Origin of the sequence: Sinomonas sp. R1AF57 (assembly GCF_002224485.1) — a bacterium.
Classification (GTDB): domain Bacteria; phylum Actinomycetota; class Actinomycetes; order Actinomycetales; family Micrococcaceae; genus Sinomonas; species Sinomonas flava.
On sequence record NZ_CP022463.1, the window covers coordinates 1,406,282 to 1,430,479 of the forward strand.

Below are 24,198 nucleotides of genomic sequence, written 5' to 3' on the forward strand. Positions count from 1 at the left end.
ACCCTTCGCGCCACTACAATGGCGCTCGTGCCCAGACCCCGCTTCGCCCCGACCTTTCGACCGCACGACCCTCGGCTGAGGCGGCGGGGCCTCGCCATCGGGATCGACATCGGAGGGACCAAGGTCGCCGCCGGGGTGGTCGACGCCGAGGGACACGTGCTGAGCCGTGCGCGTCGGGCAACCCCCGGTTCACAGCCCCGGGAAGTCGAACGGGTGATCGCCGAGCTCGTGGACGAGCTGAGCGCGGACCATCGCATCTCGTCGGTCGGAATCGGTGCGGCCGGGTGGATGGACCTCGGCGGGGGGACCGTCCTCTTCAGCCCTCACCTCGCGTGGCGCAACGAGCCGCTGCGGGACAACCTTGAGAAGCTCCTGCGCCGCCGGGTCCACCTTGCCAACGATGCCGACGCCGCCGCCTGGGCGGAATGGCGCTTTGGGGCCGGCCGGCACGAGAGCCACCTCGTGTGCATCACACTCGGGACCGGGATCGGCGGCGCCATGGTGCTCGCCGGGCGCCTCGAACGCGGCCGCTACGGGGTCGCCGGCGAGTACGGCCACCAGATCATCGTTCCCGGAGGCCACCGCTGCGAGTGCGGCAACCGCGGGTGCTGGGAGCAGTACGCCTCCGGGAACGCCCTGGGCCGCGAGGCGCGTGAGCTCGCACGCGCGAACTCCCCGGTCGCGCAGGAGCTCCTGCGCGCCGTCGGAGGCATCCCCGATGCCATCACGGGGGCGGTGGTCACCCAGCTCGCGCGCGAGGGCGACGCCGCGTGCCGGGAGCTGCTCGAGGACGTGGGGGAGTGGCTCGGGCTCGGACTCGCGAACCTCGCCGCCGCCCTCGACCCGGGCACCTTCGTGATCGGCGGAGGCCTGTGCGACGCGGGTGAACTGCTTCTCGCACCGGCCCGGCGGGCGTTCGCCCGCAACCTCACCGGCCGCGGGTTCAGGCCCCCTGCTCGGATCGAGCGGGCCGCCCTCGGCCCGGAGGCGGGACTCATCGGCGCCGCGGACCTCTCACGGGTGAACCTCCGCTCCCACGGCGGGGTGCGCTGAGGACGCGCCTCAGACGCGCGCCCCGTCGTCGCCGTCGTCCTCCTTGTGCCGCGGCAGCCGCATGATGAGCACGCCGACTCCGGCCACGAACGCCGCGATGAGCAGCGCGATCACGAACCCGGGCACGGCGCGCCACACGAGCGCGAACACGAGGAGCGCGAGCGGGCCGCCGAGCGCACCGCACCAGGCGAGCACGACGGCGGGATCGGCCCCGGCGAGGACGGGCTTCGGTTCCTCCGGCACGAAGTCGCCCACGACGTGCTCGTCCGGTTCCTCGCCGACCGGACCTCGGCCGAGCCGGTGCACCGCGGAAGGCCGCGAGAGCCCGAGCGGATCGAAGTCGCTGAACTGCGCCGGGTCCGCGGCGTTGCCGGCTCGGCCGGCCTCGAGCCCTGCCTCGGCCGCCGCGGCCCGCTCGGCAGCAGAGGGCTCCGGGGGTGCGGGACCGTCGGCCTCGATGCCAGTTTCCCCTCCGCGAAGGCGCGCCACGAGGTCGCGCCACGCGTCGTCGTCGGCGGCGTGGTCGGCTCTGTCGGGATCCGGGCGGCCGTTCACGCGCCGCTCCCCGCCGCGTCGGCGTGTCCCGTCGGCGCGGCAAGCCCGGCGACCTCGCGGATGAAGTCGACCGAGCGCCGGAAGACCGTGGGGGCGTCATTGTCGAGCGTCGCCACGTGGTAGCTGTCCCGGAGCCGGACAATGCGGATGTCGTCGCCGCCGTACAGGCGGGCGATCGCGGCGACGCTGCGTTCGCTCGTCACGACGCGGTCGACCGTGGAACGGAAGACGAGCAGGGGAGCGCTGGCGCTCGGAAGCGAGGCCACGGTGTCCCTGAACATCAGCTTCATCTGGTGCGCGGCCCGCACGGGAAGGCGGGCGTAGGCGCCCTCGTCGGCCCCGGCGAGCTTGATGTCGTTGGCGATTCCCGGCACCGAGCGCAGCGCGTGCTGGAGCAGCACCGAGACGTACGACCGGGGGTCGTCGACCACGAGCGCGGGGTTGACCACGACGGCGCCCCCGACCTTCTGGCGCGCGGCGAGGCGGAGCGCGAGGGCGCCGCCCATGGACAGCCCGGCGGCGATCACGGTCGAGCAGTCCTGGGCGAGTTCGTGGTACGCCGCTTCGTAGGCCTCGTACCACTCGCCCCAGGACCGGGTGGCAAGATCCTGCCACGACGTCCCATGGCCGGGCAGGAGCGGCGCGGAGACGCGGAAGCCCGCTTCCTGCAGGGCGTCGGCCCACGGCGCGACGCCGGCGAGGCTGCCGCCGAACCCGTGGCTGAGCGCGACCCCGATGGGGCCCGAGGGGCTGTCCATGCCATGCATTATGCCCCGATCACGGCCGGAGTCTCCCGTGGGGCGAGCCTGCGCACGTCAGAAGAGACCATGGGTCCATCGTGACACTCCGAGTGTGCGGGTGCACGCGCTCCCGTGACACTACAGTGAGAGCAGCACCGGCCCACGGCGGAAGGCCCATCCTTGGTCTACTGGATCCTGAAGCGGATCTTCATCGGTCCGATCGTCAAGCTGCTCTTCCGTCCCTGGATCAAGGGACTCGCGAACGTTCCCGGCGACGGGGCCGCCATCCTGGCCTCCAACCACCTCTCGTTCTCCGACTCGATCTTCCTGCCGGTCATGGTCCATCGCCCCGTGGTGTTCCTCGCCAAGCAGGAGTACTTCACCGGCACCGGACTCAAGGGGCGGCTCACGGCGCTGTTCTTCCGGGCGACGAACCAGCTGCCGATGAACCGCTCGGGCGGGGAGGCCTCCACCGCCTCGCTCGACGCCGGGGGCGGCGTCCTGCGCTCGGGGGGGCTCCTCGGCATCTACCCCGAAGGCACCCGGAGCCCGGACGGAAGGCTCTACCGGGGAAAGGTGGGCGTGGCGCGGCTCGCGCTGACGGCCCGTGTCCCCGTCGTCCCGGTGGCCATGATCGGCACCGAGAAGGTCCAGCCGATCGGGCAGCGCTTCCCGTCGATCCGCCGGGTCGGGATCGTGATCGGCCGCCCGCTCGACTTCTCGGAGTTCTACGACAGGGCCGAGGACCGCGGGGTGCAGCGCGAGGTCACCGACCGGATCATGCGCCACATCCAGCAGCTCTCGGCGCAGGAGTACGCGGACGTCTACGCCGCCGTCGTGAAGGCCCAGCTGGCCGAGCAGGCGTCGCATGCGAAGCACCGCACCAGGGGAGGACACGACGTATAGGCGCCGGGCGCGACGCATAGGGTCCAGGACAGTGCCGCTATCCGCGGTGGGACTAACCTTGGATCGTGACTGATCTCTCCGTATCGCCCGCGGCCCGCTTCACCAGCACAGCGCAGAGCGGCGCAGCCGACTACCCGGGCCTCGACAACTGGCGTTCCCTGCCGATCTCCCAGCAGCCCACGTGGGCGGACCCCGGGGCGTTCGACCGCGCGGTCGCCGAACTGTCGATCCTCCCGCCGCTCGTGTTCGCCGGCGAGGTCGACGTCCTGCGGGAGCGGCTCGCGGCCGCCGCCGAGGGGCGCGCGTTCCTGCTCCAGGGCGGCGACTGCGCCGAGACGTTCGGGGCGGCGACTGCCGACAAGATCAGCGCCCGCGTGCGCACAATCCTCCAGATGGCCGTGGTCCTGACGTACGGCGCACAGCTTCCGGTCATCAAGATGGGGCGCATGGCCGGGCAGTTCGCCAAGCCCCGCTCGTCCAACGATGAGACGCGCGACGGCGTGACCCTGCCCGCCTACCGGGGCGACATCGTCAACGGCTACGACTTCACTCCGGAGTCCCGGGCCCACGACGCGAACCGCATGCTCCGCGCCTACCACACCTCGGCCTCGACCCTGAACCTCATCCGGGCCTTCACACAGGGCGGCTTCGCAGACCTGCGCCTCGTGCACATGTGGAACAAGGGCTTCACCGAGAACCCCGCCCACGCCCGCTACGAGTCGCTCGCCCGCGAGATCGACCGGGCGATCAAGTTCATGGACTCCTGCGGCGCGGACTTCGAGGCACTCAAGCGGGTCGAGTTCTTCGCGAGCCACGAGGCGCTCCTGCTGGACTACGAGCGGCCGCTCACGCGCATCGACTCGCGCACGGGCCTGCCCTACGACACCTCCGCCCACTTCCTCTGGATCGGCGAGCGCACGCGCGAGCTCGACCACGCGCACGTGGACTTCCTCTCGCGGGTCCGCAACCCGATCGGGGTCAAGCTCGGCCCGTCGACCACCGGCGACGACGCACTGCGCCTCATCGACCGCCTCGACCCCGAGCGCGAGCCCGGCCGGCTGACGTTCATCACGCGCATGGGTGCGAAGAACATCCGCGAGAAGCTTCCGCCCGTGATCGAGAAGGTCACCGCCTCGGGCGCGCGGGTCCTCTGGGTCACCGACCCGATGCACGGCAACACGGTCACGAGCCAGAACGGCTACAAGACGCGCCGCTTCGACGACGTGGTGGACGAGGTCCGCGGCTTCTTCGAGGTGCACGAGTCCCTGGGCACGATCCCTGGCGGCCTGCACATGGAGATGACGGGCGACGACGTGGCCGAGTGCCTGGGCGGCTCCGATCCGATCGACGAGGACGCGTTCGCCGACCGCTACGAGTCGGTGTGCGACCCGCGACTGAACCACATGCAGTCGCTCGAGATGGCCTTCCTCGTGGCGAGCGCCCTCTCCAAGAGGGCCTGAGGGAGGTGTTCCCGGCCAGGCCGCTCAGACGACGGTGAGCGTCACCGTGCTGCCCTCCGGCACGTCCGCGTCCACGGGGTCCTGGGCGCGGACCGTGCCGAAGAAGCCACCGAGCACCTTCTCGATGCGCACGTCGAAGCCCAGCTTCCTCAACGCGTCAGCGGCCTGGTCGGCCTGCTTTCCCACGTAGTTGGGGACCCTGACCAGCTTGGGGCCCTTGGAGATGGTCAGCGTCACCTTGCCGCCCTTCGTCAGCGCCGTTCCGGCGCCGGGGGACTGGGCGGCAACGGCGCCCTTCGGTATGCTGCGGTCGTTGACCTCGTCCGCACTCACCACCGGGTCCAGGCCGGCCGCGCGCAGCGCCGCAAGTGCCTCAGACTGGCTCTTGCCGACCACTTGCGGGACCGGGATGGGCTGCGGGCCCTTGGAGACCGTGAGGGCGACGGCGGCGCCCCGCCTCAGCGGGGTGCCCGGACCCGGGTCCTGGGCGGTGACGGTCCCCGCAGCCGCGGTCTCGCTGTAGGCCTCGGTCACCGCGCCGAGAGCCATCTGGGCGCGCGCGATGCCCGCCTTGGCCTCGTCGAGGGAGCGGCCGCGCAGGTCCTCGAGCGGGAACAGCTGCGGTCCCTTCGACACCAGGAGGCTCACGCCCTGGAACCTGCGGATCTCGGTTCCCCCGGGGGGCGTGCTTCCGACGATGAGGCCGGCCGCCACGGCGTCGTCGAACACGTCCTGGGTCGAGAAGGCGAGTCCGGCACGCTCGAACAGGGGCGTCGCCTGGGCCACCGTGAGCTCCTTGACGTTCGGCACGGTGGCGGCGGCTCCCGGCCCCACGCCGAAGAACCAGCCCGCGAGGGCGGCGACGAGGGCCAGGACGATGACGATGAGCGCCCAGACGACTCCTCGCCGTCGCCCTCCGGGAGCGAGCGTCTTCGTGGGCGTCGCGGCCGCGGTAGCGGCCTCCCGAGCGGCGTCGCGTTCTCGCTTCCGTGCCTGGCGGGGAGTCCCAGGGGCGGGAACCGTCGCATGCGGCATCACGGTGGTGTGGTTGGCTGACACGGCGCCGATGACCTCGGTCCGGGCCGCCGGAAGGACGTCGGTCCGCGCGGAGCCGGTCTGTGGGAGGTGCTCCGTGGAGCCCGCGCGGAGGTCGAGCTGCGCATCGCTCAGGTGGGTGCGGATGTGCCGGATCTCACCGAGGAGAGCCTCTGCATCGACGGGCCGGTCCTCGGGATCCCTCGCCGCGGCCCACTGCACCAGTTCGTCGAGCTCCGGGGACAGCCCGGGAACGAGCTCGGAGGGGGGTGGCACGTCCGCCGTGAGGTGCTGGTAGGCGATCTGGTCCGGAAGGTCGCCGCGGAACGGCTGGCGTCCCGTGAGGAGCTCGTAGAGCATGATCCCCACGGAGTAGAGGTCGCTGCGGGCGTCGCCCCCAGTGCGCTGTACCAGCTCCGGGGCGATGTAGGCCACGGTTCCCAGAGTCAGGCCGGTGCTGGTCGACGCCGTCGCAGCCCGCGCCAGGCCGAAGTCCGCGACCTTGATCTGGCCGGAGTCGCCCAGGAGCACGTTCTCAGGCTTGATGTCGCGGTGCACCAGCCCGGCCGCATGGGCGGCTGCGAGGCCCTCGACGACGGCATAGATGAGCGCGAGGGCCTGCTTCGGGGCGAGCGGGCCGGACTCGTTGAGGAGCTGGCGCAGGTTCCTGCCCGGGACGTACTCCATGACGAGGAAGAAGACGTCCCCGTCGTGCCCGCGGTCCAGCACCGACACGACGTGGGGGTGGGACAGCCGCGCCGCGGCCTTGGCCTCGTGCTCGAGGCGCTCCGCGAAGCTGGGGTCCTGGCTCAGGTGGGGATGGAGGACCTTGAGGGCCACCTCGCGCTCGAGGTTCGTGTCGCTGGCCACGTACACCGTCGCCATGCCGCCGATCGCAAGGCGCGACTCCACGCGGTACCGGCCGCCAACGAGCGAGCCGACGAGCGCGTCGCTCAGCTTTCCGTTCACTCCTCGATCCTATGCCGTGCCCGGCGTCCGGCGCCGACTGGGCTCGATGGCCGCCTCAGCGGAACGTGTCGCGGTGGGACTTGATCGCTGCGACGTACGCCTTCGTGTCGTCGTACATGCCGTGCTTGCTCACGGAGTACTGGCCCTGGTAGTAGCCCGCGATGGCAGTGTCCTCGTCCTTGCTGGTGCGCAGCAGGGCCCGGATGATCGCAATGCCGGCCGTGGCGTTGTCGCGCGGGTCGAGCAGGTTGAGCCTGCGCCCGACGAGGTCCGACGCCCAGGTCCCCGAAGACGGCACGATCTGCATGGCGCCGATCGCGTTGGCAGGGGAGACAGCCCGCTGGCTGAAGCCGGACTCCTGGTACGCGAACGCCAGCGCGAGGGCCGGGTCCACGCCCATGGAGCGCGCGGTGCCAGCGATGATCTGCTTCATCTCCTCCCGCCCCGGCACGGGTGCAGCGTTGAGCAGCCGCTTGTTCTCATTCGCCGAGGCGACGACGGGGTCCGGGTACTTGTAGCCGAGGAACGTGTCGCCGACGAGTGGCTGCGGGGCCGCCGACGATGCCGGCGCGACCGCAGCCGCGGGCTGGGCGGTCCCCGGGATCTGGAGCGGCTTGCCCGGGTAGATCACGCTCGTGAGGCTCAGCCGGTTGGCGGCGAGGAGGTCGCCGATGGGCACGTTGAGCCGGGCGCTGATCCCGTAGAGCGTGTCGCCTGGCTTGATCGTGTAGGTCGTGCCAGCGGCCGTGGAGGGAGCCGATGCCGGCTGGCGCTGCGCCGCTGGCTCCGCCGATGCTGTGCCCGTGAGCCGGAGCTTCTGCCCGGGGTAGATGACCGTGGAGGGGGTGAGCTTGTTGAGCGCAAGCACATCCGCCACCTTCAGCCCGTACCGTCCCGCGATCGACGTCACCGTGTCGCCGCTGCGGATCGTGTAGTCGGCCGGCGGGGTTGTCTGGGCGGGCGCCTGGGCTGGGGCGAGCCGCGATGGCACGAGGGCCGCGATCTCGGACGCGGGGACGACGGCGGCCTGCTGGCCTGCGCGTTCCATCGCAGCGGAGAGCGACCCGGGGACGTGCACGGCCGGGGCGGCCGAGGCGGGAGCCGCGAGCGCCAAGGACGAGAGTGCCACGGCGGGGAGCACCGCGGTGGTCGCGGCGACGAGGGGGAAGGTGGGCTTGGCAGCGGTCGTGCTGGTCGTGCCTGACGTGCTCATCGGTCGTCCTCCTGGAGCGGCGGATGGTGTGTCACTCCTGTGCAAGGAGGTACACCTGATAAAGACGTTATGTTTGTGAATTCTCTGACTGATGTTACGGGAGTGACGATTGCGAATCTCTCACGAATTACCAAGCGGCACAAGATAAGGCTTCCCGGGGTGGGGTCGCCGTCCTTTTCGGCGGTGGCGCGACTAGGTGCGCAGCGCCGCGTCATGGCACGCTAAGGGCGTGAGTGATATTGAGAACCTGGTGTCGGAATGGCTGCCCCTGCCGGACGTCGCCGAGCGGCTGGGCTGCACGGTCACCAAGGTGCACGGGCTCCTGGACGAGCGCGCCCTCGTGGCGCTTCGCGTCGGCGAGCGGAAGATCCGATCGGTCCCCGCCCTCTTCCTGGAGGGAGACCATGTAGTGGACAGCCTCAAGGGCACGATCGCCGTCCTGGCGGACGCGGGTTTCAGTGACGAGGAACTCGTCGCGTGGCTCTACACGCCGGACGAGTCCCTCCGCGGCCGCCCGATCGACGCCCTGCGCGAAGGCCGCAAGACCGAGATCCGGCGCCGGGCCCAGATCCTGGCCTGGTAGGCGTCAGGAAGCCCTGCGGACCGCGGCGCGCCCGAGCGCTTCGAGCGCGCCGCGGACCACACCGTCCAAAGGGAGCCTGTCCAGCGCCGAGAAGGCGCGCTCGGCCAGTTCGTCGATGAGCCGCTCCGTGGACTCCAGTGCTCCGGTGGCCGCGACCACGTCGCGGAGCCGGTCGACCTCGGCGAGGGTGAGGGACGCGTTGCCGAGGCCGTGCTCGAGCTCCGTGCGGGCGGCCTCGCCCGCTGCATCGAGGGCGAGGGCGACCAGCACGGTCCGCTTTCCCTCCCGGAGGTCGTCCCCGGCGGGCTTTCCTGTGGTGAGCGGGTCCCCGAAGACGCCCAGGACGTCGTCGCGCAGCTGGAACGCCTCCCCGAGCGGCAGGGAGAATTCCGAGTACCCTCGCAGCAGGGCCTCGTCCGCCCCGGCGAGCGCGCCGCCGATCCCGAGGGGATGCTCCGTGGAGTACTTCGCAGACTTGTAGCGGATCACCGTCCGTGCCCGCTGCACGGCATCCTCACGCGGCCGGACCGGCCCGGCGACCTCCTCGAGCACGTCGAGGTACTGGCCGGCCATCACCTCCGCCCTCATCGCGTTGAAGAGGCGCCGGGCGGACGAGCCCGACGCCGCCGCCCGGCCCACCGCGGTGAAGGCCTCTTCGCTGAAGGACAGGCACAGGTCGCCCGTGAGGATCGCGGCGGCCTGGCCGAAGCGCTCGGGGTCAAGCGCCCATCCCGAATCCCCGTGCAGGTTCGAGAAGCGGCGGTGCACGCTCGGGGCGCCGCGCCGGGTGTCCGAACGGTCGATGATGTCGTCATGGATCAGGGCCGCGGCCTGGAACAGCTCGAGCGCCGCCCCCGCCCGGACAGGTTCCGCGGCGAGCTCTGCGCCCCCGGCGCCCCGCCACCCCCAGTAGGAGAGCATGGCCCGCAGCCGCTTCCCGCCGGCCACGAGACCCGAGATGGCGTCCATGAGCGGCGCGACATCGCCGGACACGCCGGCCATGCTCTGCCGCTGCTCCTCGAGGAAGGCGCCGAGCTCGGCATTCAGTGCTTCGCGGTAGCGCGCCTGCTCGGCCTCGTGGACGGTGGGAGCGGTGCTGGGCTTCTGCATCTGGGCCTACTTGAACGCCGACTGGTTCACAGAGATGCCCACCGTGGCGACGGCCTGGCCGTTCGCCGTCACGACAGTGATGGTCGCCGTCTCCTTGCCGCCCGAACGGACGAAGTCCCGCACCAGTGTCCCAGCGGCGGCAAGGGCCGACGCGGTCCCCGCCGAGGCGCTGGCCGCCGGCACGGCGGTGAACCCCTGCCGCGTGAGCTCCTGCGTGTAGTACTCGAGCATCTCGTTGGCCGAGGACTTGCTGCTGCCGGCCACGAGGGACGCGACCGCGGGGTCCGTCGAGCCGTCGAAGCTCGTCGCCAGGGGGGTCGCGCCGGGCATGAGCGGGATGAGCTGGGACGGGAAGCCTGGCGCAATCGCGCTAACGGTCGCGCTCGGCGTCGTGCTCGCTGAAGGCGAGGCGGACGACGACGGCGACGCAGCCGAGGCCGAGGGGCTCGCCGTCGCGGAGGTGCTCGAGGAGCTGCTCCCTGCCTGCGCCCCCGTCGAGCAGCCCGCGAGCGCGAGTGCTGCCGACGTGCAGACGCCTGCCCAGACGAGTCCGATCTTCCTGCCGGTTGTGATCACCGTGTCCCTCTCTTCAGCTGTCAGGTCCCGCCCAGTCTAGTCGGCGGCCACGCTCTGCCCGGCCTACGATGGGTCCGTGGAGACGCTGGGAGAAGCCCCCCGGGGCGAGCCGCTCGAGTCCCAGCGGCAGCGCGGAATCCTCCACGTGGACATGGATGCCTTCTTCGTCGCGGTTGAGCAGCGCGAGCGCCCCGAGCTGCGCGGCCGCCGCGTGATCGTCGGCTTTCCCGCGGAGCGCTCGGTCGTCCTGTCCGCGAGCTACGAGGCACGCGCGTTCGGCATCCGCAGCGCTATGCCGATGTCCGCAGCGCTGCGGCAGTGTCCGGACGCGATCGTGGTGGAGCCGCGCCACCGCCTCTACTACGCGGTCTCCGCGCAGCTCATGGGCATCTTCCGGGACTTCACCGACCTCGTGGAGCCGCTGAGCGTCGACGAGGCCTTCCTCGACGTCTCCGGTGCTGTGCGCCGACTGGGGCCGCCCGAGCGCATTGCGGCGATGGTGAAGGAGCGGATCCGTGCCGAACTCGGCATCACGGCCTCGGTCGGGGTCGCCGCCACGAAGTTTGTGGCGAAGATCGCTTCGGCACGGTCGAAGCCGGACGGCCTCCTCGTCATCAGGCCGGAGAGGACCATCGAGTTCCTCCACTCCCTGCCCGTCGGAGCGTTGTGGGGAATCGGCGGAAAGACGCGCGAGGTCCTCGCGCGGTTCGGGATCCACACCGTCGAGGATCTGGCGCACACCCCCGAGTCGACCCTCAAACGCGTGCTCGGCGCCTCGGGCCTCCACGCGAGGCAGCTCAGCTGGGGCATCGATGCCCGGCCCGTCACGCCGGTCCGGCTCGAGAAGAGCCTGGGCGCCGAGGAGACGTTCGCAGTCGACGTGTGGGACGACGGCGACCTCCACCGGGAGCTCCTGCGGCTCGCCCACCGCGTCGCAGGACGACTGCGCGCCGGTGGTCTTGCGGCGGGGACGGTGGCGCTCAAGCTGCGCTACTCCGACTTCTCGACACTCAGCCGCTCCCACACCCTGGGCGTGCCGACTGACAGCGCACAGCAGCTCTACTCTGCAGCCCGGACGCTGCTCGCGGGTCTGGGCCCACGGCCGTTGGCCGTCCGCCTCATCGGCATCCGGGGGGAGCGGCTCGCTGCCTCGGCGGGGTCCCCTCGGCAGCTGAGCCTCGACCGGTCGGAGGACAACTGGCGCACCGCCGAGCAGGCGCTGGATCGGGTCAGCGAGAAGTTCGGATCCGGCGCCCTGCGGCCGGCGCGCCTCCTGGCGGCTCCCGATCCGCCCGAATCCCGCCCACGCGAGGGTGACTAGCTCGGCCCGTGGTGGGTATCAAGTCTCTGTTGGAACCTACTGGGACGTTCTATCCTTAAAGGACCTCGAATATTGGTTGCAGTGAGTCGGCTGGAGGTTCCCGGTGGGCGGTCGGGTCCGCATCGGCTCGTCCGGCAGGGAACCCAACACCGGGTCAGTGCGTTGATGCAGTTGATGGGGCCGTCATCGGCTGTATGCGTGAAGGAGTCGCCATGCCTCTGTCGGAGCACGAACAGAAGATGCTGGAGCAGCTTGAGAAGCAGCTCCATGAGGAGGACCCGAAGTTTGCGGACTCCATGGGCGCCGATGCCCTCCGGACCTTCTCGACGAAGCACATCGTGCTCGGGGTCCTCGGGGTCATCGTCGGCATCCTGGTGCTGCTCCTCGGGGTGAATCTGCAGAACATCTTCGTAGGGGTTCTCGGATTCCTGCTCATGGGAGCCAGTGTCTACTACGGCACCCTGCGTCGGCCCGGAAGGCGGCGCAGCGGCCCGGGCGCGTCCAAGAGGACTCGGAGCGGCGGGTTCCTGCAGCGGCTTGAGGCCCAATGGGACGAGCGTCGCCGGGACGAGGCCTGACCCGAGCGACTCCCTGCATGCGGCCGATGGTGCATGCCTACAGGCAGTTCGACCTGACTCCTGACTGCTTGGCCTGTTCCTTACGGCCTGACGCGCGCGGCGAACGAGCGCCCCGGACCTGATCGGTCCGGGGCGCTTCTGCGCGCTCACTCCGCGATCCCTCCACTTTGCTCCCCTCAGGCGCCGGCACCTGCTCGGAGCGCGTCTGCCTGGTGCCCGAAACCAATGCTGAGGGCGGCTGCCTGCTCTGTGGCCCCCCACCGCCCTCCACCTGCTGCCAGACACCCGTCTCCATCCGTGCCCGCCCGGAATCCCCGAGATTCTGGGCTTTTCTGCGCGAGTCGTTTGCACGCTTGGTGCGACATCCCGTGTCGCTCCTCGTTGACGGGGGAGGGGAGTGGAGTAAAGTGGGGGATGTTGGAGGGAAGTGGCGGATAGGGACGTTCAGCCTCGAACGGACGGGTGGTGGTGCCGGTGTTGCTCGGTACGTATTCGCCGCGTCTGGACGAGAAGGGGCGCCTGATCCTCCCGGCCAAGTACCGGGACGAACTGGCCGAAGGGCTGGTTCTGACCAGAGGCCAGGAGCGCTGCATCTACGTCTTCAGCCAGAAGGAGTTCGAGAGAGTCCACGAGCAGATGCGGGAAGCCCCTATCTCCTCCCGCCAGGCGCGTGACTACTTGAGGGTCTTCCTGTCTGGGGCCTCCGACGAGGTGCCTGACAAGCAGGGGCGCGTCACGATCCCCCCGAACCTGCGGAAGTACGCGGGTCTGGACCGGGACCTCGCCGTGATCGGCGTGGGGACCCGGGCGGAGATCTGGGACGCCCGGGCCTGGGAGGACTACCTGGCCGAGAAGGAATCCGCCTTCTCGGAGACCGACGACGACGCGATACCCGGGATCCTCTGAATCCCCCGGCGGGCTGAGATCTCCAGCCGCCCGGAAGCCTTCCTGGCTCTCCTTCCCCGGAGCCAGGCGGCAATACCGGCGCGGAGGGGGATCTGGGCTCCGCCGGAGCACGGCCACCGGCCAGCACTGCACGCACGAACCACAACGGAAGGAGCGACAGGTGCCGCAGCACGAGGACAGGCCCACGTCCGAGCGCCACGTTCCAGTGCTCCTCGATCGCTGCGTGAACCTGCTGGCGGGGGGCATCGAGGCCGCGCACGACGCCGGCCGCTCACCCGTTGTCGTCGACGCGACGTTGGGCATGGGCGGGCACAGCGAGGCCATCTTGGCGCGCTTCCCGGACGTGACGCTCGTCGGCGTCGACCGCGACGAGCAGGCGCTCGCCCTCGCCGGGGCCCGGCTGGCTCCCTTCGGCGCGCGCGCCCGGCTCGTCCACGCGGTCTACGACGAGATCCCCGAGGTGCTCGACAGCGTGGGCCTTCCCGGGGCGGACGGCATCCTCATGGACCTCGGGGTGTCCTCCCTCCAGCTCGACGAGCGCGAGCGTGGCTTCGCCTACTCCTACGACGCTCCGCTGGACATGAGGATGGACACGAGCCGCGGCCACACCGCGGCGGACGTCGTGAACACCTACAGCGTGGAAGACCTGACGCGCATCATCCGGGCGTGGGGCGAGGAGAAGTTCGCGGGCCGGATCGCCCGGAACATCGTCGCGGTGCGGGCCGGGAGGCCCATCGAGACCACGGGCGAGCTCGTCGAGGCGATCCGCGCCGTCGTGCCCGCGGCTGCCGCCCGCTCAGGCGGCCATCCCGCCAAGCGGACCTTCCAGGCCCTCCGCATCGAGGTCAACGAGGAACTCGACGTGCTCGAACGCGCTGTCCCCGCCGCCGTCGATTCCCTGCGGCTCGGCGGCCGGATCGTCGTGATGAGCTACCACTCGCTCGAAGACAAGATCGTCAAGGCAGCCCTGCAGGCGCGCAGCCGCTCGTCGGCGCCTCCAGGCTTCCCTGTCGAGCTCGATGAGCACAAGCCAGAGCTGAAGATCCTGACGAAGGGAACCGAAGTGCCCACCGCCGAGGAGATTGCAGAGAACCCGCGGGCTGCGTCGGCCCGCCTGCGGGCAGCGCAGCGCATCAGGGAGAGGAGCTGACGATGAGCGCAGCACAGCGGAAGACGGCGGTTGCGGGCACCTCAGCGCTTGCGTTCCCCGCATCCACCAAGCCTCAGGCGCCGTCGCGGAGGGCGCCGCTTGCGGTCGTGCGCACCCTTCCCGCGCGCCGCAGGGCGCCGTTCGCGATCTTCTGCCTGGGCGTTCTCGCCGCGGCACTCGTGACTGTCCTCATCCTGAACATCTCGGTCTCGACTGGGCAGTACCAGCTCGTCCAGCTCCGGAATGAGCAGCTGACCCTGCAGAAGCAGAACCAGGACCTGACACAGCGTGTCCAGAACTACGAGGCTCCCCAGAATCTGGCTGCGCGTGCGGCACAGTTGGGTATGGTCGCGTCGACGTCGAAGGGGCAGATTGACCTGAAGACGCTCGCGGTCACGGGGGAGGCCAAGGCTGCGCAGAAGGGTGGCAGCCAGATCGCCGCGATTGCGGCACCGGCCGTCCCCGGGCAGATTGCGGTCACCCCGGCGCCGGACAGCAAGGACCCGCTCGAGGCCCGGGCAGCCGCGAACGCGGCGGCCGCGGGGACGGCTGCACCCGCCGCAGACAAGACTGCGGCAGACAAGGCCGCGGCGGAGAAGGCGGCCGCTGCGGCCAAGGCCCTCAACGGTGGCAGCATCCCGGCGCCGGCCCAGCGCGAACCCACGCGCTAGGCCCGGGCAGCCGGAAGCCCTGCCGGCCGGCTAGGCGAGCCCGGCCGGCACGAGAGAACGGAAGCCGAGGACAGAGCGTGGCATCGAGCAGCAGGCCGACGGGCCGGACCGCGTCGAGCGGTGCGTCGCCCCGGGAAGGCGTCGGGATCGCGAAGCGAGCGGCCAAGGGAGCCCGGCGCCTGCGGCTCGGCCTGGCGGTCATGCTCGCCTTCCTCGTGGTGCTCGGGGGCAGGCTGGTGCTGGTCCAGGGCTTCGATGTCGGCGGCCTGGCGGAGGCCGCCCTGAGCAAGCGCCTCCAGACCACCGTGCTGCCGGCCCAGCGCGGGCAGATCGTCGACTCCCGCGGCACCGTCCTGGCCACCAGCGTCATCCGCTACAACATCACGGTCGACCAGAGGCTTGCGTCGGCGCCTGACTTCACGGAGATCGAGCGCCGCGTCGACAACCCCGACGGCGGCTGGCAGATCGTGAAGGTCTCCCGAGACCAGGCGCTGCAGGAACTCGCCGACGCGCTCGGGAAGCCGTTGGCAGACGTCTCGGCCGCGATCACCGGCGACAAGCCGTTCAACTACGTCGCGCGGAACGTCACGCCGGACACCGAGGACCGGGTGATGGCCGTCGGCTTCCCCGGGATCCTCTCCGAGGGCGTGACCCAGCGCGTCTACCCGAACGGAGCGGTGGGCGGCAACGTCGTCGGCTTCCTCGGCTCCGATGGCAGCGCCCTCGCCGGAATCGAGCAGACCCAGGACGGGGAGCTGACCGGCAAGGACGGCTCGCGCGTCTATGAGATCGGCGCGGACGGGCTCCGCATTCCGGTGGCGACCGACAAGCTGACCGAGGCGGAGGACGGCAAGACGGTCCGGCTCACGCTGAACTCCGACCTCCAGTACTTCGCCCAGCAGGCCATCCAGACCCAGACGAACAAGTACAGCGCGGAGTGGGGCATCGCGATCGTCATGGATGCCAAGACGGGCAACATCCTCGCCATGGCCGACTCGAACTCGGTCGACCCCAACGATCCCGGCAAGACAGCTGCCAAGGACCGGGGCGCCCGGGCCGTGTCGGCGGCGTACGAGCCGGGCTCGGTGCAGAAGACCCTCACGCTCGCCGCCCTCATCGAGGAGGGCAAGGCGAACCCGCTGAGCCGGTATACGATCCCGCCCACCTACACGATCGACGGCGAGACCTTCGCCGACGCCTTCACACACGGGACCGAGCAGCGGACGCTCGCCGGCATCCTCGGGTATTCGATGAACACCGGAACGGTGATGGCCGGCAAGGAGCTCTCACCGCAGCAGCGCTACGACTGGTTCAGCCGGTTCGGGATCGGCCAGCCGGTGGACATCGGGCTCCCCGGCGAAGCGCAGGGCATCCTGCACACCCCGGAGGAATGGGACACGCGGCAGCAGTACACCGTCCTGTTCGGGCAGGGCGTCACCCAGTCCACGCTGCAGACCGTACGGGCCTACCAGGCCATCGCGAACAACGGTTCCATGCTCCAGCCACGCCTCATCGACGCGTATGTGGACAAGGACGGGCGCACCGAGTCGCCGCAGGCGGCGGCACCGACCCAAGTGGTCAGCAGGGACACCGCGCAGCAGGTCAAGGACATGCTCGAGAGCGACGTGACTGAGGGCGAGGTCAAGCCCGCCGCGATCGACGGCTACCGGGTGGGAGCGAAGACGGGGACCTCGGAAGCTCCCCGCGAGGATGGGGTGCCCGGCTACAGCGGCGTCACGTCGTCTCTGGTGGGCATGGCACCGATGGAGGACCCAAGGTTCGTCGTCGCCGTCGTGATCCAGAGGCCCAAGGGCGACATCTTCGGCATCGGCAACGCGGACGTCTTCCGCTCCGTGATGGGCCAGGCCCTCCGGCTGTACAACGTCCCGCCGTCCACTGGCACCCCTGCGCGGCTTCCCCAGTACGCGCAGTGAGCGGCCCGGTCCGTGCGGCGGCGGCCGACGGCGGACGCGTCCGAGCGACTACAGTTGGAGACTCCCGAGCAGTGAAGGTGAACGTGAGCGAGCAGCCCATGCCCACGGGCAGGAAGCCCATTCCGCGCGACTCCCAGCCGGGGGGCCACTCCCAGCAGCGAGCCCAGTCCCCGCGGGACCAGGCGGCAGCGTTCCGGCCGGCCAGAGTGGCGCCGATTCCCCTCGCTCAGATCGCCCGGCTGGTTGGACTCCCCGAGGAGACGATCGACCCTGAGGTGGAAATCACGGGTGCGAGCCTCGACTCGCGGGCTGTGCTCCCGGGCGACCTCTACTTCGCGCTGCCCGGCGCGACCCGCCACGGCGCCGACTTCGCCCACCAGGCGGTCGACGCCGGCGCCGTCGCTGTCCTGACCGACGACGAGGGCGCACGGCAGCTCGCCCTCGACGACGCCCTCGAGCGCGTCCCGATCCTGGTCCTCGACCGGCCCCGCGCGGCCGTCGGGCCGGTCTCCGCACGGGTGTACCGCAGCCAGGACGCCGGCGATCCCATGCTCCTGATCGGCGTGACCGGGACCAACGGCAAGACGACCACGACCTACTTCGCCAACGCCCTCCTGAGCGCCTTGGGCCACCGCACCGGGCTCATCGGGACGATCGAGATCTCGGCCGGCGGAACGCCAATCCCCAGCCGCCTCACGACCCCCGAGTCGACCGACGTGCACGCACTCCTCGCCCTGATGCGGGAACGCGGGGTCACTGCGGCCTCGATGGAAGTCTCGTCCCACGCCATCGAGTTCGGCCGGGTGGACGGCGTGCGGTACAGCGCCGTCGGATTCTCCAACCTCACGCAGGACCATCTTGACCTCCACGGCACCATGGAGGAGTACTTCCTGGCCAAGGCGGCCCTGTTCACGCCCGAACGCGCCGCCCGGGCAGTGGTGACGGTCGACGACGCGTGGGGACGCCGCCTTGCCGCTGAAGCACCGATCCCGGTCACCACGCTGAGCGTCTCGCCAGACATCCCGGGCACCGGCGCCGACTGGACCGTCGCCGCGGTCCAGCGCCGGGGACTCGGGACAGCCTTCGAGCTGCGCCACCGGGACGGCGAGATTCTGCGGGCCCACACGGGCCTTCCGGGGGGTTTCAATGTGGCCAATGCCGCGCTTGCGACCCTGCTGGTGGTCTCCGCGGGAGCAGCCCTGGCGGACGTCCAGTCTGCGCTTGACGCCGCGGACCCGTTCTCGGTCGACGTCCCCGGCCGCATGCAGCTCGTGGGAACCGAGCCCGCCGCCGTCGTGGACTTCGCCCACAACCCGGACGCCCTCGAACGGGCGCTCGAGGCCGTGCGGCCGCCCGCCCCCGGCCGCCTCATCGTCGTCTTCGGCGCGACCGGGCAGCGCGACGTGGGCAAGCGCCCCATCATGGGCGCCGTCGCAGTGCGCGGCGCCGACGTCGTCGTCGTCACGGATGACGACCCCCACGACGAGGACGCGGCGGCGATCCGCGCGGACGTCCTCGAGGGCGCGCGGGCCGAGGACAGCGCCCGGGGCCTCGGCCGCCGGATCGATGAAGTGGCGCCCCGCGCGGAGGCGATCCGGCACGCCGTCTCGCTCGCGGCGCGCGAGGACGTCATCCTCGTCGCAGGGCGCGGCCACGAGACCGTCCAAGAGGTCAGCGGGGTGGACCACGCCCTCGACGACCGCACCGAACTGCGGGCCGCCATGGTCGAGCACGGATTCACCGCGGTGGGTGCCGAGCCTATAGAGTCCGGTAAGGAATGATTGACTTCACTGCGGCGCAGATCGCCGAGATCACCGGCGGTCGCCTTGTAGGCGACCCAAGCACTGTCCCCCTTTCCGTCGTCACTGATTCGCGCGAGGCCACGCCGGGCGCGCTCTACGTGGCCAAGCCCGGCGAGACCGCAGACGGCCACGCCTTCGTCGGGGCGGCCTTCGCAGCGGGCGCCGTGCTCGCCCTGTGCGAGCGGGAGGTGTCCGACTCCTCGGGCGCTTCCTTCCCGTGCGTGGTGGTTCCCGACGCCGTGCTCGCCATGGGAGCACTGGCCCGAGAGGCGGTCAGGCGCATCAGGGCCGCCAGGGCCGCTCGCGGCGAGCAGCTCACCGTCGTGGGCATCACGGGTTCGGCGGGCAAGACGACCACGAAGGACCTTGTCGCCGGCATCTTCCGTTCCACCTCCGAGGGCTCGGCCACGCCGTCTTCGACGGTGTCCCCCCAGGGGTCGTACAACGGCGAGGTCGGCGTGCCGCTCACGGTCTTCCGAGCGGACGAGCGGACCCGCTACCTCGTCATCGAGATGGGCGCGACCGGCATCGGCCACATCGAGTACCTGGCGCAGATGGTCAAGCCGGACATCGGCGTCGTCCTGTTCGTGGGCACGGCCCACGCCGGGGAGTTCGGCGGCGTCGAGAACATCGCATTGGCCAAGGGCGAGCTTGTCGAGGCGCTCGCTCCCGAAGGCACGGCCGTGATCAACATCGACGACGCGCGGGTCCGTGCGATGGTGTCCCGGACCGCCGCCCGCCTGGTCCTCTTCACCCAGCACCCCGAGAACGCCGCAGAGTGGTCGGCCCGCGGGACGGTCGTCGCCGCGCACGGCGTGACGGTCGATGCCGGGGGCTCTCCCGTGTTCGACCTCGCGGTGGGTGCGCAGGAGCCCGTGCACGTGGCCAGCAGGCTCATCGGCGCGCACCACACGTCCAACCTGCTTGCGGCCGCGTCCGCGGCGCATGCCGCGGGCGTCCCTGTGGCGACGATCGCGGCCTCCCTGTCCGCTCAGGGCCCGGGAAGCCGCTGGCGCATGGAGCGCACCGAGCGCGGGGACGGCGTCACGGTCATCAACGACGCCTACAACGCGAACCCCGAGTCCATGCGCGCCGCGCTCCAGACGCTCGCGGACCTGGGCCGGGGGCGCCGGACGTGGGCGGTCCTGGGCGCCATGCTCGAGCTCGGCGACGAGTCCATCCCCGCGCACACCGCAGTCGGGACCCTCGTCGTGCGGCTCAACATCGACCGTCTCGTGGTGGTCGGCCGCGAGGCGCGCCCGCTGTACGTCTCGGCCGTGAACGAGGGCTCGTGGGGCAATGAGTGCACGTTCGTCGAGGACGCAGACGCCGCCTTCGAGCTCCTCGAGCGCGAGCTCGAACCCGGTGACCTCGTCCTCTTCAAGTCGTCCAACGGTGTCGGCCTGCGGCACCTCGGCGATCGGATAGCATTGGCCGGGCATGGCCGGGCCCACGACACCCAGGATCGGAGCTGACGTGATCTCACTGCTGATCGGCTCCGGTCTGGCCCTCGTCTTCGGCCTTGTCGGAACGCCCCTGTTCATCCGGCTCCTCGTGCGGAAGGGCTACGGGCAGTTCATCCGGGACGATGGCCCCACAACCCACCACACCAAGCGCGGCACCCCCACCATGGGCGGCGCCGTGTTCGTGCTGGCGTCCGTGGTCGCCTACTACCTCACGCACCTCCTCAGCTGGCTCATGAACCCGGGCAGCACGGGACCGAGCATCTCCGCCGCACTCCTGCTGTTCCTCATGGTCGGCATGGGCCTCGTGGGCTTCCTCGACGACTTCATCAAGATCTCGAAGCAGAGGAGCCTGGGGCTGTCTGCCCGCGCCAAGCTGATAGGCCAGGGACTCGTGGGAGTCGTCTTCGCTCTCCTCGTGCTCCAGTTCCCCGACAGCAGGGGCCTCACGCCGGCATCGACGCACATCTCGTTCCTCCGGGACATCCCCTGGCTGGACCTCGCGTTCGGCGGGACGATCCTCGGCGCAATCCTGTTCGTGATCTGGTCCAACCTCATTGTCACGGCCGCGAGCAACGGGGTGAACCTGACGGACGGGCTCGACGGCCTCGCCGCCGGGGCCGCGATCATGGTCTTCGGCGCCTACACGCTCATCGGGATCTGGCAGAGCAACCAGGCATGCGACTCCCCGCGCGTCGCGGGAAGCGTCTGCTATGAGACGCGTGATCCCCTGGACCTCGCGCTCCTCGCGGCCGTCATGAGCTCAGCGCTGGTCGGCTTCCTGTGGTGGAACACCTCGCCGGCCAAGATCTTCATGGGGGATACCGGCTCGCTCGCCATCGGCGCTGCGGTCGCCGGGTTCGCGATCCTGACCCGCACCCAGGTGCTGCTCGGCATCATCGGCGGCCTCTTCGTGCTCATCACCCTCTCGGTGATCCTGCAGGTCGGGTACTTCAAGGCCACGCACGGGAAGCGCCTCTTCAAGATGGCGCCCCTGCAGCATCACTTCGAACTCAAGGGCTGGGCCGAAGTGACGGTCGTGGTCCGCTTCTGGATCCTCGCCGGGCTCTGCGTTGCCGGAGGCCTGGCCGTCTTCTATGCAGAGTGGGTGGCAGGACTGTGACACGGACTTCCTCTGAATCGGCCGAACGGCTCGCGTCCCTGACCTCGTGGGACGCCGACTGGTCGGGCCTGCGGGTCGTCGTGGCCGGCATCGGCGTCTCGGGCTTTGCCGCGGCGGACACGCTCATCGAGCTGGGAGCCTCCGTCGTGGTCGTCGACGCCGCGACGAGCGAACGCGCCCACGCGCAGGCGGAGACGCTGCGGATCGTCGGCGCGGAGGACGTCCTCCTCGGCCCCGATGCCGTCGAACGGCTCCCGAAGGTCGACGGCGCGTGGCCCGAGCTCGTCGTGACATCGCCCGGGTGGCGTCCCGACCAGGCGATGCTCGCCGAGGCCGCACGCCGCGACATCGCGGTCTGGGGCGACGTCGAGCTCGCGTGGCGGGTGCGGACGCGGCGCGGCAGGAAGACGGCAGACTGGCTCACGATCACCGGGACCAATGGCAAGACGACGACGGTGGGCATGGCCGAGTCGATGCTTCTCGCCGCAGGCCTCAAGGCCGTGGCCGTGGGCAACGTCGGCAAGCCGATCCTCGATGCGATCCGCGAGCCCGTCGAGTACGACGCGTTCGCGGTGGAGCTCTCGAGCTTCCAGCTGCACTGGGCCAACTCCCTCTCGCCGGTCGCATCGGTCGTGCTCAACGTCGCCGAGGACCACGTCGACTGGCACGGGTCCTATGAGAGCTACCTGGCGGACAAGGCCCGCGTCTACGCGAACACGCAGAAGGCCTGCATCTACAACGCCGAGCAGATCGAGACCGAGCGCATGGTCGAGGACGCCGACGTCGTGGAGGGCTGCCGCGCCGTCGGGTTCACCACGCAGACCCCGGCGGTGAGCATGCTGGGCGTCGTCGACGGGCTCCTCGTGGACCGCGCGTTCATCGAAGAGCGCCGCGACCACGCTGCCGAACTCGGCGCCATCACCGACATCGGGCCGGTGGCCCCCCGGCACATGGTCGCCAACGCGCTTGCCGCCGCGGCGCTCGTGCGGGCCTACGGCGTCGAGCCGGCCGCGATCAAGCGAGGCCTCCAGTCCTACATGCCCGGCGACCACCGCATCCAGAAGGTCGCCGAGGCGGCCGGGGTGACGTGGGTCAACGACTCCAAGGCCACCAACCCGCATGCGGCGTCGGCCTCGCTCGCATCCTTCGGCAGCGTCGTGTGGATCGCCGGCGGCCTCTCGAAGGGAGTCGCCTACGACCAGCTCGTCGCCGAACACGCGCGGCGCCTCAAGGCGGTGGTCCTCATTGGCGCGGACAGCTCTGAACTCGCCGAGGCTCTCGCACGACACGCGCCCAGCGTCCCCGTCCTGCCCGTCCCGGCACGCGAGACTGGAGAGAACGGCGGTGCCATCGCAGGCGACGAGGTCATGGCCCAGGCGGTGGCCCTCGCTGCAGAGCGTGCGGCCGACGGCGATACGGTGCTGATGGCTCCGGCGGCGGCGTCGATGGACCAGTTCGACTCCTATGCGCACCGGGGCTCAGCATTCATGGCGGCCGTGCGGGAGCACCTCTCCAAGCACGGCTGAGCCTGAGGCAGGAACGTAGAAGGACGGAGCACGGCATGGCGGGCACAGCGCAGCGGGACCGGGGCGCACCCGCCCCGCTGCAGGGCGCAGCGCGGCTATGGCTCCGCCTGGTCAAACCTACGGGATCCAGCTCCGGCGCGAGCTACTACCTCATCCTCGCGGCCACGCTCGCGCTCACCGCGATAGGCGTCATGATGGTGCTCTCCGCCTCGAGCGTGGAGAGCATCGCCGCGGGGGAGAGCCCCTACACCGCGGCCCTCAAGCAGAGCCTCTTCGGCCTCGCTGGCCTTGCGGGGATGATGGTGCTCTCCCGGATCAACGTCCGCTGGCTCAAGCGGCTGGCGTGGCCCGGCATCGGCGCCACCGTCGTGCTCCTGGTCCTCGTCCAGGTCATCGGACGCCGTGTGCTCGGAAACCGGAACTGGATAGACATCGCCGGGTTCAGCCTTCAGCCCTCCGAGTTCGCGAAGCTCCTGCTCGCGCTCTGGATGGCCACCATCCTGAACAAGAAGGCCGCGCTCCTGGACAACTGGGTCCACGCGCTCGTCCCGGTGGTGCCCGTGGGACTGGCGGTGGCGCTGCTCGTCATCTGGGGCCATGACCTCGGCACGACCCTCGTCATCCTGTTCGTCGTGATGGCTGCGCTGTTCTACGCCGGGGTGCCGACCAAGCTCTTCGCGGCCTCCGGGCTGCTCCTCGCTGTCGGGGCTGCAGGCTTCGCGATCACCAGTCCCAACCGCATGTGCCGTATCTACAACTGGGTCGGGCAGAACCCTGACTTCTGCACGGCCGACGGCGGGGACTTCGGCTACCAGGTGCAGAACGGCCTCCAGGGCCTTGCCTCGGGCGGATGGTTCGGAGTCGGGCTCGGCCAGAGCAGGCAGAAGTACAGCTGGATCCCAGAGGCCCACAACGACTTCATCTTCGCCGTGCTGGGCGAGGAGCTGGGACTGGTCGGCACCATCCTCGTCCTCGCCCTCTTCGCAGTCCTGGCGGTGTCGGTGTTCCGCGTGGTCTCGCGGCAGGAGGAGCTGTTCCCACGGGTGCTCGGCGGCACGATCATGGCTTGGATCCTCGGCCAGGCGGCGATCAACATGGCGATGGTGACCGGCATCGCGCCCGTGATCGGCGTGCCCCTGCCGTTCATCTCCTCCGGCGGCTCGGCGCTCGTCAGCTGCCTGTGTGCGATCGGCGTAGTGTTGTCCCTGGCCCGCGAGGACATGCGTCTTGCGAAGGCCGCTCGGACCCACAGCCGGACGAGGTCCAAGGCGAAGGGCGCCCTGGCCCGTGACCACCGCGCAGACGCTCCGAGGGCGTCCTCGGCCCGGTCCGCTCCGGTCGCCACGGGCGCACGGGGACGGGCGTCCGCAGGCTCTCCCGGCAGGCTCCGGCAGCAGGAGAAGCCGGCGCAGTACGAGAAGCCAGGGCAAGACAAGAAGCCAGGGCAAGACAAGAAGCCAGCGCAGTACGAGAAGCGGAAGGCCACCAGGTAGTCATGCCCCCCGAGGATCCGTCAGGGACCCC

Annotated in this window: 22 protein-coding genes; 16 read left to right on the forward strand and 6 right to left on the reverse strand. The window is 70.5% G+C overall.

The window, feature by feature from the left end:
• The first annotated feature begins 27 nt into the window (after window positions 1-27).
• The gene (locus CGQ25_RS06440) at window positions 28-1,053 is read left to right on the forward strand and encodes an ROK family glucokinase (RefSeq protein ID WP_255405619.1); all 1,026 of its coding nucleotides are present in this window, start codon (window positions 28-30) and stop codon (window positions 1,051-1,053) included.
• A gap of 9 nt (window positions 1,054-1,062) precedes the next feature.
• Here the strand turns inward: CGQ25_RS06440 and CGQ25_RS06445 are convergent, their stop codons facing one another.
• Window positions 1,063-1,608: a hypothetical protein gene (locus tag CGQ25_RS06445; protein WP_208712331.1), complete on the reverse strand. Its 546-nt coding sequence runs from the start codon at window positions 1,606-1,608 to the stop codon at window positions 1,063-1,065.
• Window positions 1,605-2,366, reverse strand: coding sequence for a carboxylesterase (locus CGQ25_RS06450; RefSeq protein WP_255405620.1), 762 nt, complete (start codon window positions 2,364-2,366; stop codon window positions 1,605-1,607). Before CGQ25_RS06450 ends, CGQ25_RS06445 begins: the two co-directional genes overlap by 4 nt.
• 162 nt (window positions 2,367-2,528) lie before the next feature.
• Between CGQ25_RS06450 and CGQ25_RS06455 the strand changes: the two genes are divergently transcribed.
• Together CGQ25_RS06455 and CGQ25_RS06460 are read left to right on the forward strand one after the other, a co-directional pair.
• On the forward strand, window positions 2,529-3,254 hold the full coding sequence (locus CGQ25_RS06455) for a 1-acyl-sn-glycerol-3-phosphate acyltransferase (protein WP_208712333.1): 726 nt from the start codon (window positions 2,529-2,531) through the stop codon (window positions 3,252-3,254).
• A gap of 62 nt (window positions 3,255-3,316) precedes the next feature.
• Window positions 3,317-4,714 (forward strand): class II 3-deoxy-7-phosphoheptulonate synthase, encoded by a 1,398-nt coding sequence (locus tag CGQ25_RS06460; protein WP_208712941.1) that lies wholly within the window; start codon window positions 3,317-3,319, stop codon window positions 4,712-4,714.
• Window positions 4,715-4,738: 24 nt separating this feature from the next.
• On the opposite strand, the gene pknB is transcribed toward CGQ25_RS06460, so the two are convergent.
• Window positions 4,739-6,718 (reverse strand): Stk1 family PASTA domain-containing Ser/Thr kinase, encoded by a 1,980-nt coding sequence (gene pknB, locus CGQ25_RS06465; protein ID WP_208712334.1) that lies wholly within the window; start codon window positions 6,716-6,718, stop codon window positions 4,739-4,741.
• Between the two features lie 55 nt (window positions 6,719-6,773).
• Window positions 6,774-7,931 (reverse strand): lytic transglycosylase domain-containing protein, encoded by a 1,158-nt coding sequence (locus tag CGQ25_RS06470; RefSeq protein WP_208712335.1) that lies wholly within the window; start codon window positions 7,929-7,931, stop codon window positions 6,774-6,776.
• A gap of 229 nt (window positions 7,932-8,160) precedes the next feature.
• Here CGQ25_RS06470 and CGQ25_RS06475 point away from each other — a divergent pair, with 229 nt between their 5' ends.
• Complete coding sequence (locus CGQ25_RS06475; RefSeq protein ID WP_208712336.1) at window positions 8,161-8,514, forward strand: Rv2175c family DNA-binding protein; 354 nt, start codon at window positions 8,161-8,163, stop codon at window positions 8,512-8,514.
• Window positions 8,515-8,517: 3 nt separating this feature from the next.
• Here CGQ25_RS06475 and CGQ25_RS06480 read toward each other — a convergent pair whose 3' ends face one another.
• Entirely contained in the window at window positions 8,518-9,624 is a 1,107-nt protein-coding gene (locus CGQ25_RS06480; RefSeq protein WP_208712337.1) for a polyprenyl synthetase family protein, read from the reverse strand.
• A gap of 6 nt (window positions 9,625-9,630) precedes the next feature.
• Window positions 9,631-9,954 carry a hypothetical protein gene (locus tag CGQ25_RS06485; RefSeq protein WP_208712338.1) on the reverse strand — a complete coding sequence of 108 codons (324 nt, stop codon included), beginning with the start codon at window positions 9,952-9,954 and terminating at the stop codon, window positions 9,631-9,633.
• Between CGQ25_RS06485 and CGQ25_RS06490 the strand changes: the two genes are divergently transcribed.
• The 12 genes from CGQ25_RS06490 (at window position 9,953) to ftsW (ending at window position 24,167) form a co-directional block, all read left to right on the forward strand.
• Entirely contained in the window at window positions 9,953-10,240 is a 288-nt protein-coding gene (locus tag CGQ25_RS06490; RefSeq protein WP_208712339.1) for a hypothetical protein, read from the forward strand. The two genes, CGQ25_RS06485 and CGQ25_RS06490, sit on opposite strands and share 2 nt — an antisense overlap.
• Before the next feature lie 111 nt (window positions 10,241-10,351).
• Window positions 10,352-11,521, forward strand: a complete 1,170-nt coding sequence (dinB, locus tag CGQ25_RS06495; RefSeq protein ID WP_208712942.1) for a DNA polymerase IV — start codon at window positions 10,352-10,354, stop codon at window positions 11,519-11,521.
• Window positions 11,522-11,733: 212 nt separating this feature from the next.
• The gene (locus tag CGQ25_RS06500) at window positions 11,734-12,099 is read left to right on the forward strand and encodes a DUF3040 domain-containing protein (RefSeq protein WP_208712340.1); all 366 of its coding nucleotides are present in this window, start codon (window positions 11,734-11,736) and stop codon (window positions 12,097-12,099) included.
• Window positions 12,100-12,573: 474 nt separating this feature from the next.
• Window positions 12,574-13,005 (forward strand): division/cell wall cluster transcriptional repressor MraZ, encoded by a 432-nt coding sequence (mraZ, locus tag CGQ25_RS06505; RefSeq protein WP_208712341.1) that lies wholly within the window; start codon window positions 12,574-12,576, stop codon window positions 13,003-13,005.
• A gap of 160 nt (window positions 13,006-13,165) precedes the next feature.
• Window positions 13,166-14,155 carry a 16S rRNA (cytosine(1402)-N(4))-methyltransferase RsmH gene (rsmH, locus tag CGQ25_RS06510; protein ID WP_208712342.1) on the forward strand — a complete coding sequence of 330 codons (990 nt, stop codon included), beginning with the start codon at window positions 13,166-13,168 and terminating at the stop codon, window positions 14,153-14,155.
• 2 nt (window positions 14,156-14,157) lie between these two features.
• On the forward strand, window positions 14,158-14,826 hold the full coding sequence (locus CGQ25_RS06515) for a hypothetical protein (protein WP_208712343.1): 669 nt from the start codon (window positions 14,158-14,160) through the stop codon (window positions 14,824-14,826).
• 146 nt (window positions 14,827-14,972) lie between these two features.
• Window positions 14,973-16,760 (forward strand): penicillin-binding protein 2, encoded by a 1,788-nt coding sequence (locus tag CGQ25_RS06520; RefSeq protein WP_255405748.1) that lies wholly within the window; start codon window positions 14,973-14,975, stop codon window positions 16,758-16,760.
• A gap of 98 nt (window positions 16,761-16,858) precedes the next feature.
• The gene (locus CGQ25_RS06525) at window positions 16,859-18,541 is read left to right on the forward strand and encodes a UDP-N-acetylmuramoyl-L-alanyl-D-glutamate--2,6-diaminopimelate ligase (RefSeq protein ID WP_208712944.1); all 1,683 of its coding nucleotides are present in this window, start codon (window positions 16,859-16,861) and stop codon (window positions 18,539-18,541) included.
• Window positions 18,538-20,037 carry a UDP-N-acetylmuramoyl-tripeptide--D-alanyl-D-alanine ligase gene (gene murF, locus CGQ25_RS06530; RefSeq protein WP_208712344.1) on the forward strand — a complete coding sequence of 500 codons (1,500 nt, stop codon included), beginning with the start codon at window positions 18,538-18,540 and terminating at the stop codon, window positions 20,035-20,037. The genes CGQ25_RS06525 and murF overlap by 4 nt, the downstream gene beginning before the upstream one ends.
• Before the next feature lies 1 nt (window position 20,038).
• Window positions 20,039-21,148: a phospho-N-acetylmuramoyl-pentapeptide-transferase gene (gene mraY, locus CGQ25_RS06535; RefSeq protein ID WP_208712345.1), complete on the forward strand. Its 1,110-nt coding sequence runs from the start codon at window positions 20,039-20,041 to the stop codon at window positions 21,146-21,148.
• The gene (gene murD / locus CGQ25_RS06540) at window positions 21,145-22,674 is read left to right on the forward strand and encodes a UDP-N-acetylmuramoyl-L-alanine--D-glutamate ligase (RefSeq protein WP_208712346.1); all 1,530 of its coding nucleotides are present in this window, start codon (window positions 21,145-21,147) and stop codon (window positions 22,672-22,674) included. Before mraY ends, murD begins: the two co-directional genes overlap by 4 nt.
• 35 nt (window positions 22,675-22,709) lie before the next feature.
• Window positions 22,710-24,167: a putative lipid II flippase FtsW gene (ftsW, locus tag CGQ25_RS06545; RefSeq protein WP_208712347.1), complete on the forward strand. Its 1,458-nt coding sequence runs from the start codon at window positions 22,710-22,712 to the stop codon at window positions 24,165-24,167.
• Window positions 24,168-24,198 lie beyond the last annotated feature (31 nt).

Bases quoted from the DNA above. Each gene is read 5' to 3' on its own strand.
- CGQ25_RS06450 (WP_255405620.1), bottom strand. From the start codon at position 2,366: ATGGACAGCCCCTCGGGCCCCATCGGGGTCGCGCTCAGCCACGGGTTC.
- CGQ25_RS06470 (WP_208712335.1), bottom strand. From the start codon at position 7,931: ATGAGCACGTCAGGCACGACCAGCACGACCGCTGCCAAGCCCACCTTC.
- CGQ25_RS06480 (WP_208712337.1), bottom strand. From the start codon at position 9,624: ATGCAGAAGCCCAGCACCGCTCCCACCGTCCACGAGGCCGAGCAGGCG.
- CGQ25_RS06490 (WP_208712339.1), top strand. From the start codon at position 9,953: ATGAGCGGGATGAGCTGGGACGGGAAGCCTGGCGCAATCGCGCTAACG.
- CGQ25_RS06485 (WP_208712338.1), bottom strand. From the start codon at position 9,954: ATGCCCGGCGCGACCCCCCTGGCGACGAGCTTCGACGGCTCGACGGAC.
- dinB (WP_208712942.1), top strand. From the start codon at position 10,352: ATGGATGCCTTCTTCGTCGCGGTTGAGCAGCGCGAGCGCCCCGAGCTG.
- CGQ25_RS06500 (WP_208712340.1), top strand. From the start codon at position 11,734: ATGCCTCTGTCGGAGCACGAACAGAAGATGCTGGAGCAGCTTGAGAAG.
- CGQ25_RS06515 (WP_208712343.1), top strand. From the start codon at position 14,158: ATGAGCGCAGCACAGCGGAAGACGGCGGTTGCGGGCACCTCAGCGCTT.
- CGQ25_RS06525 (WP_208712944.1), top strand. From the start codon at position 16,859: ATGCCCACGGGCAGGAAGCCCATTCCGCGCGACTCCCAGCCGGGGGGC.
- murF (WP_208712344.1), top strand. From the start codon at position 18,538: ATGATTGACTTCACTGCGGCGCAGATCGCCGAGATCACCGGCGGTCGC.
- ftsW (WP_208712347.1), top strand. From the start codon at position 22,710: ATGGCGGGCACAGCGCAGCGGGACCGGGGCGCACCCGCCCCGCTGCAG.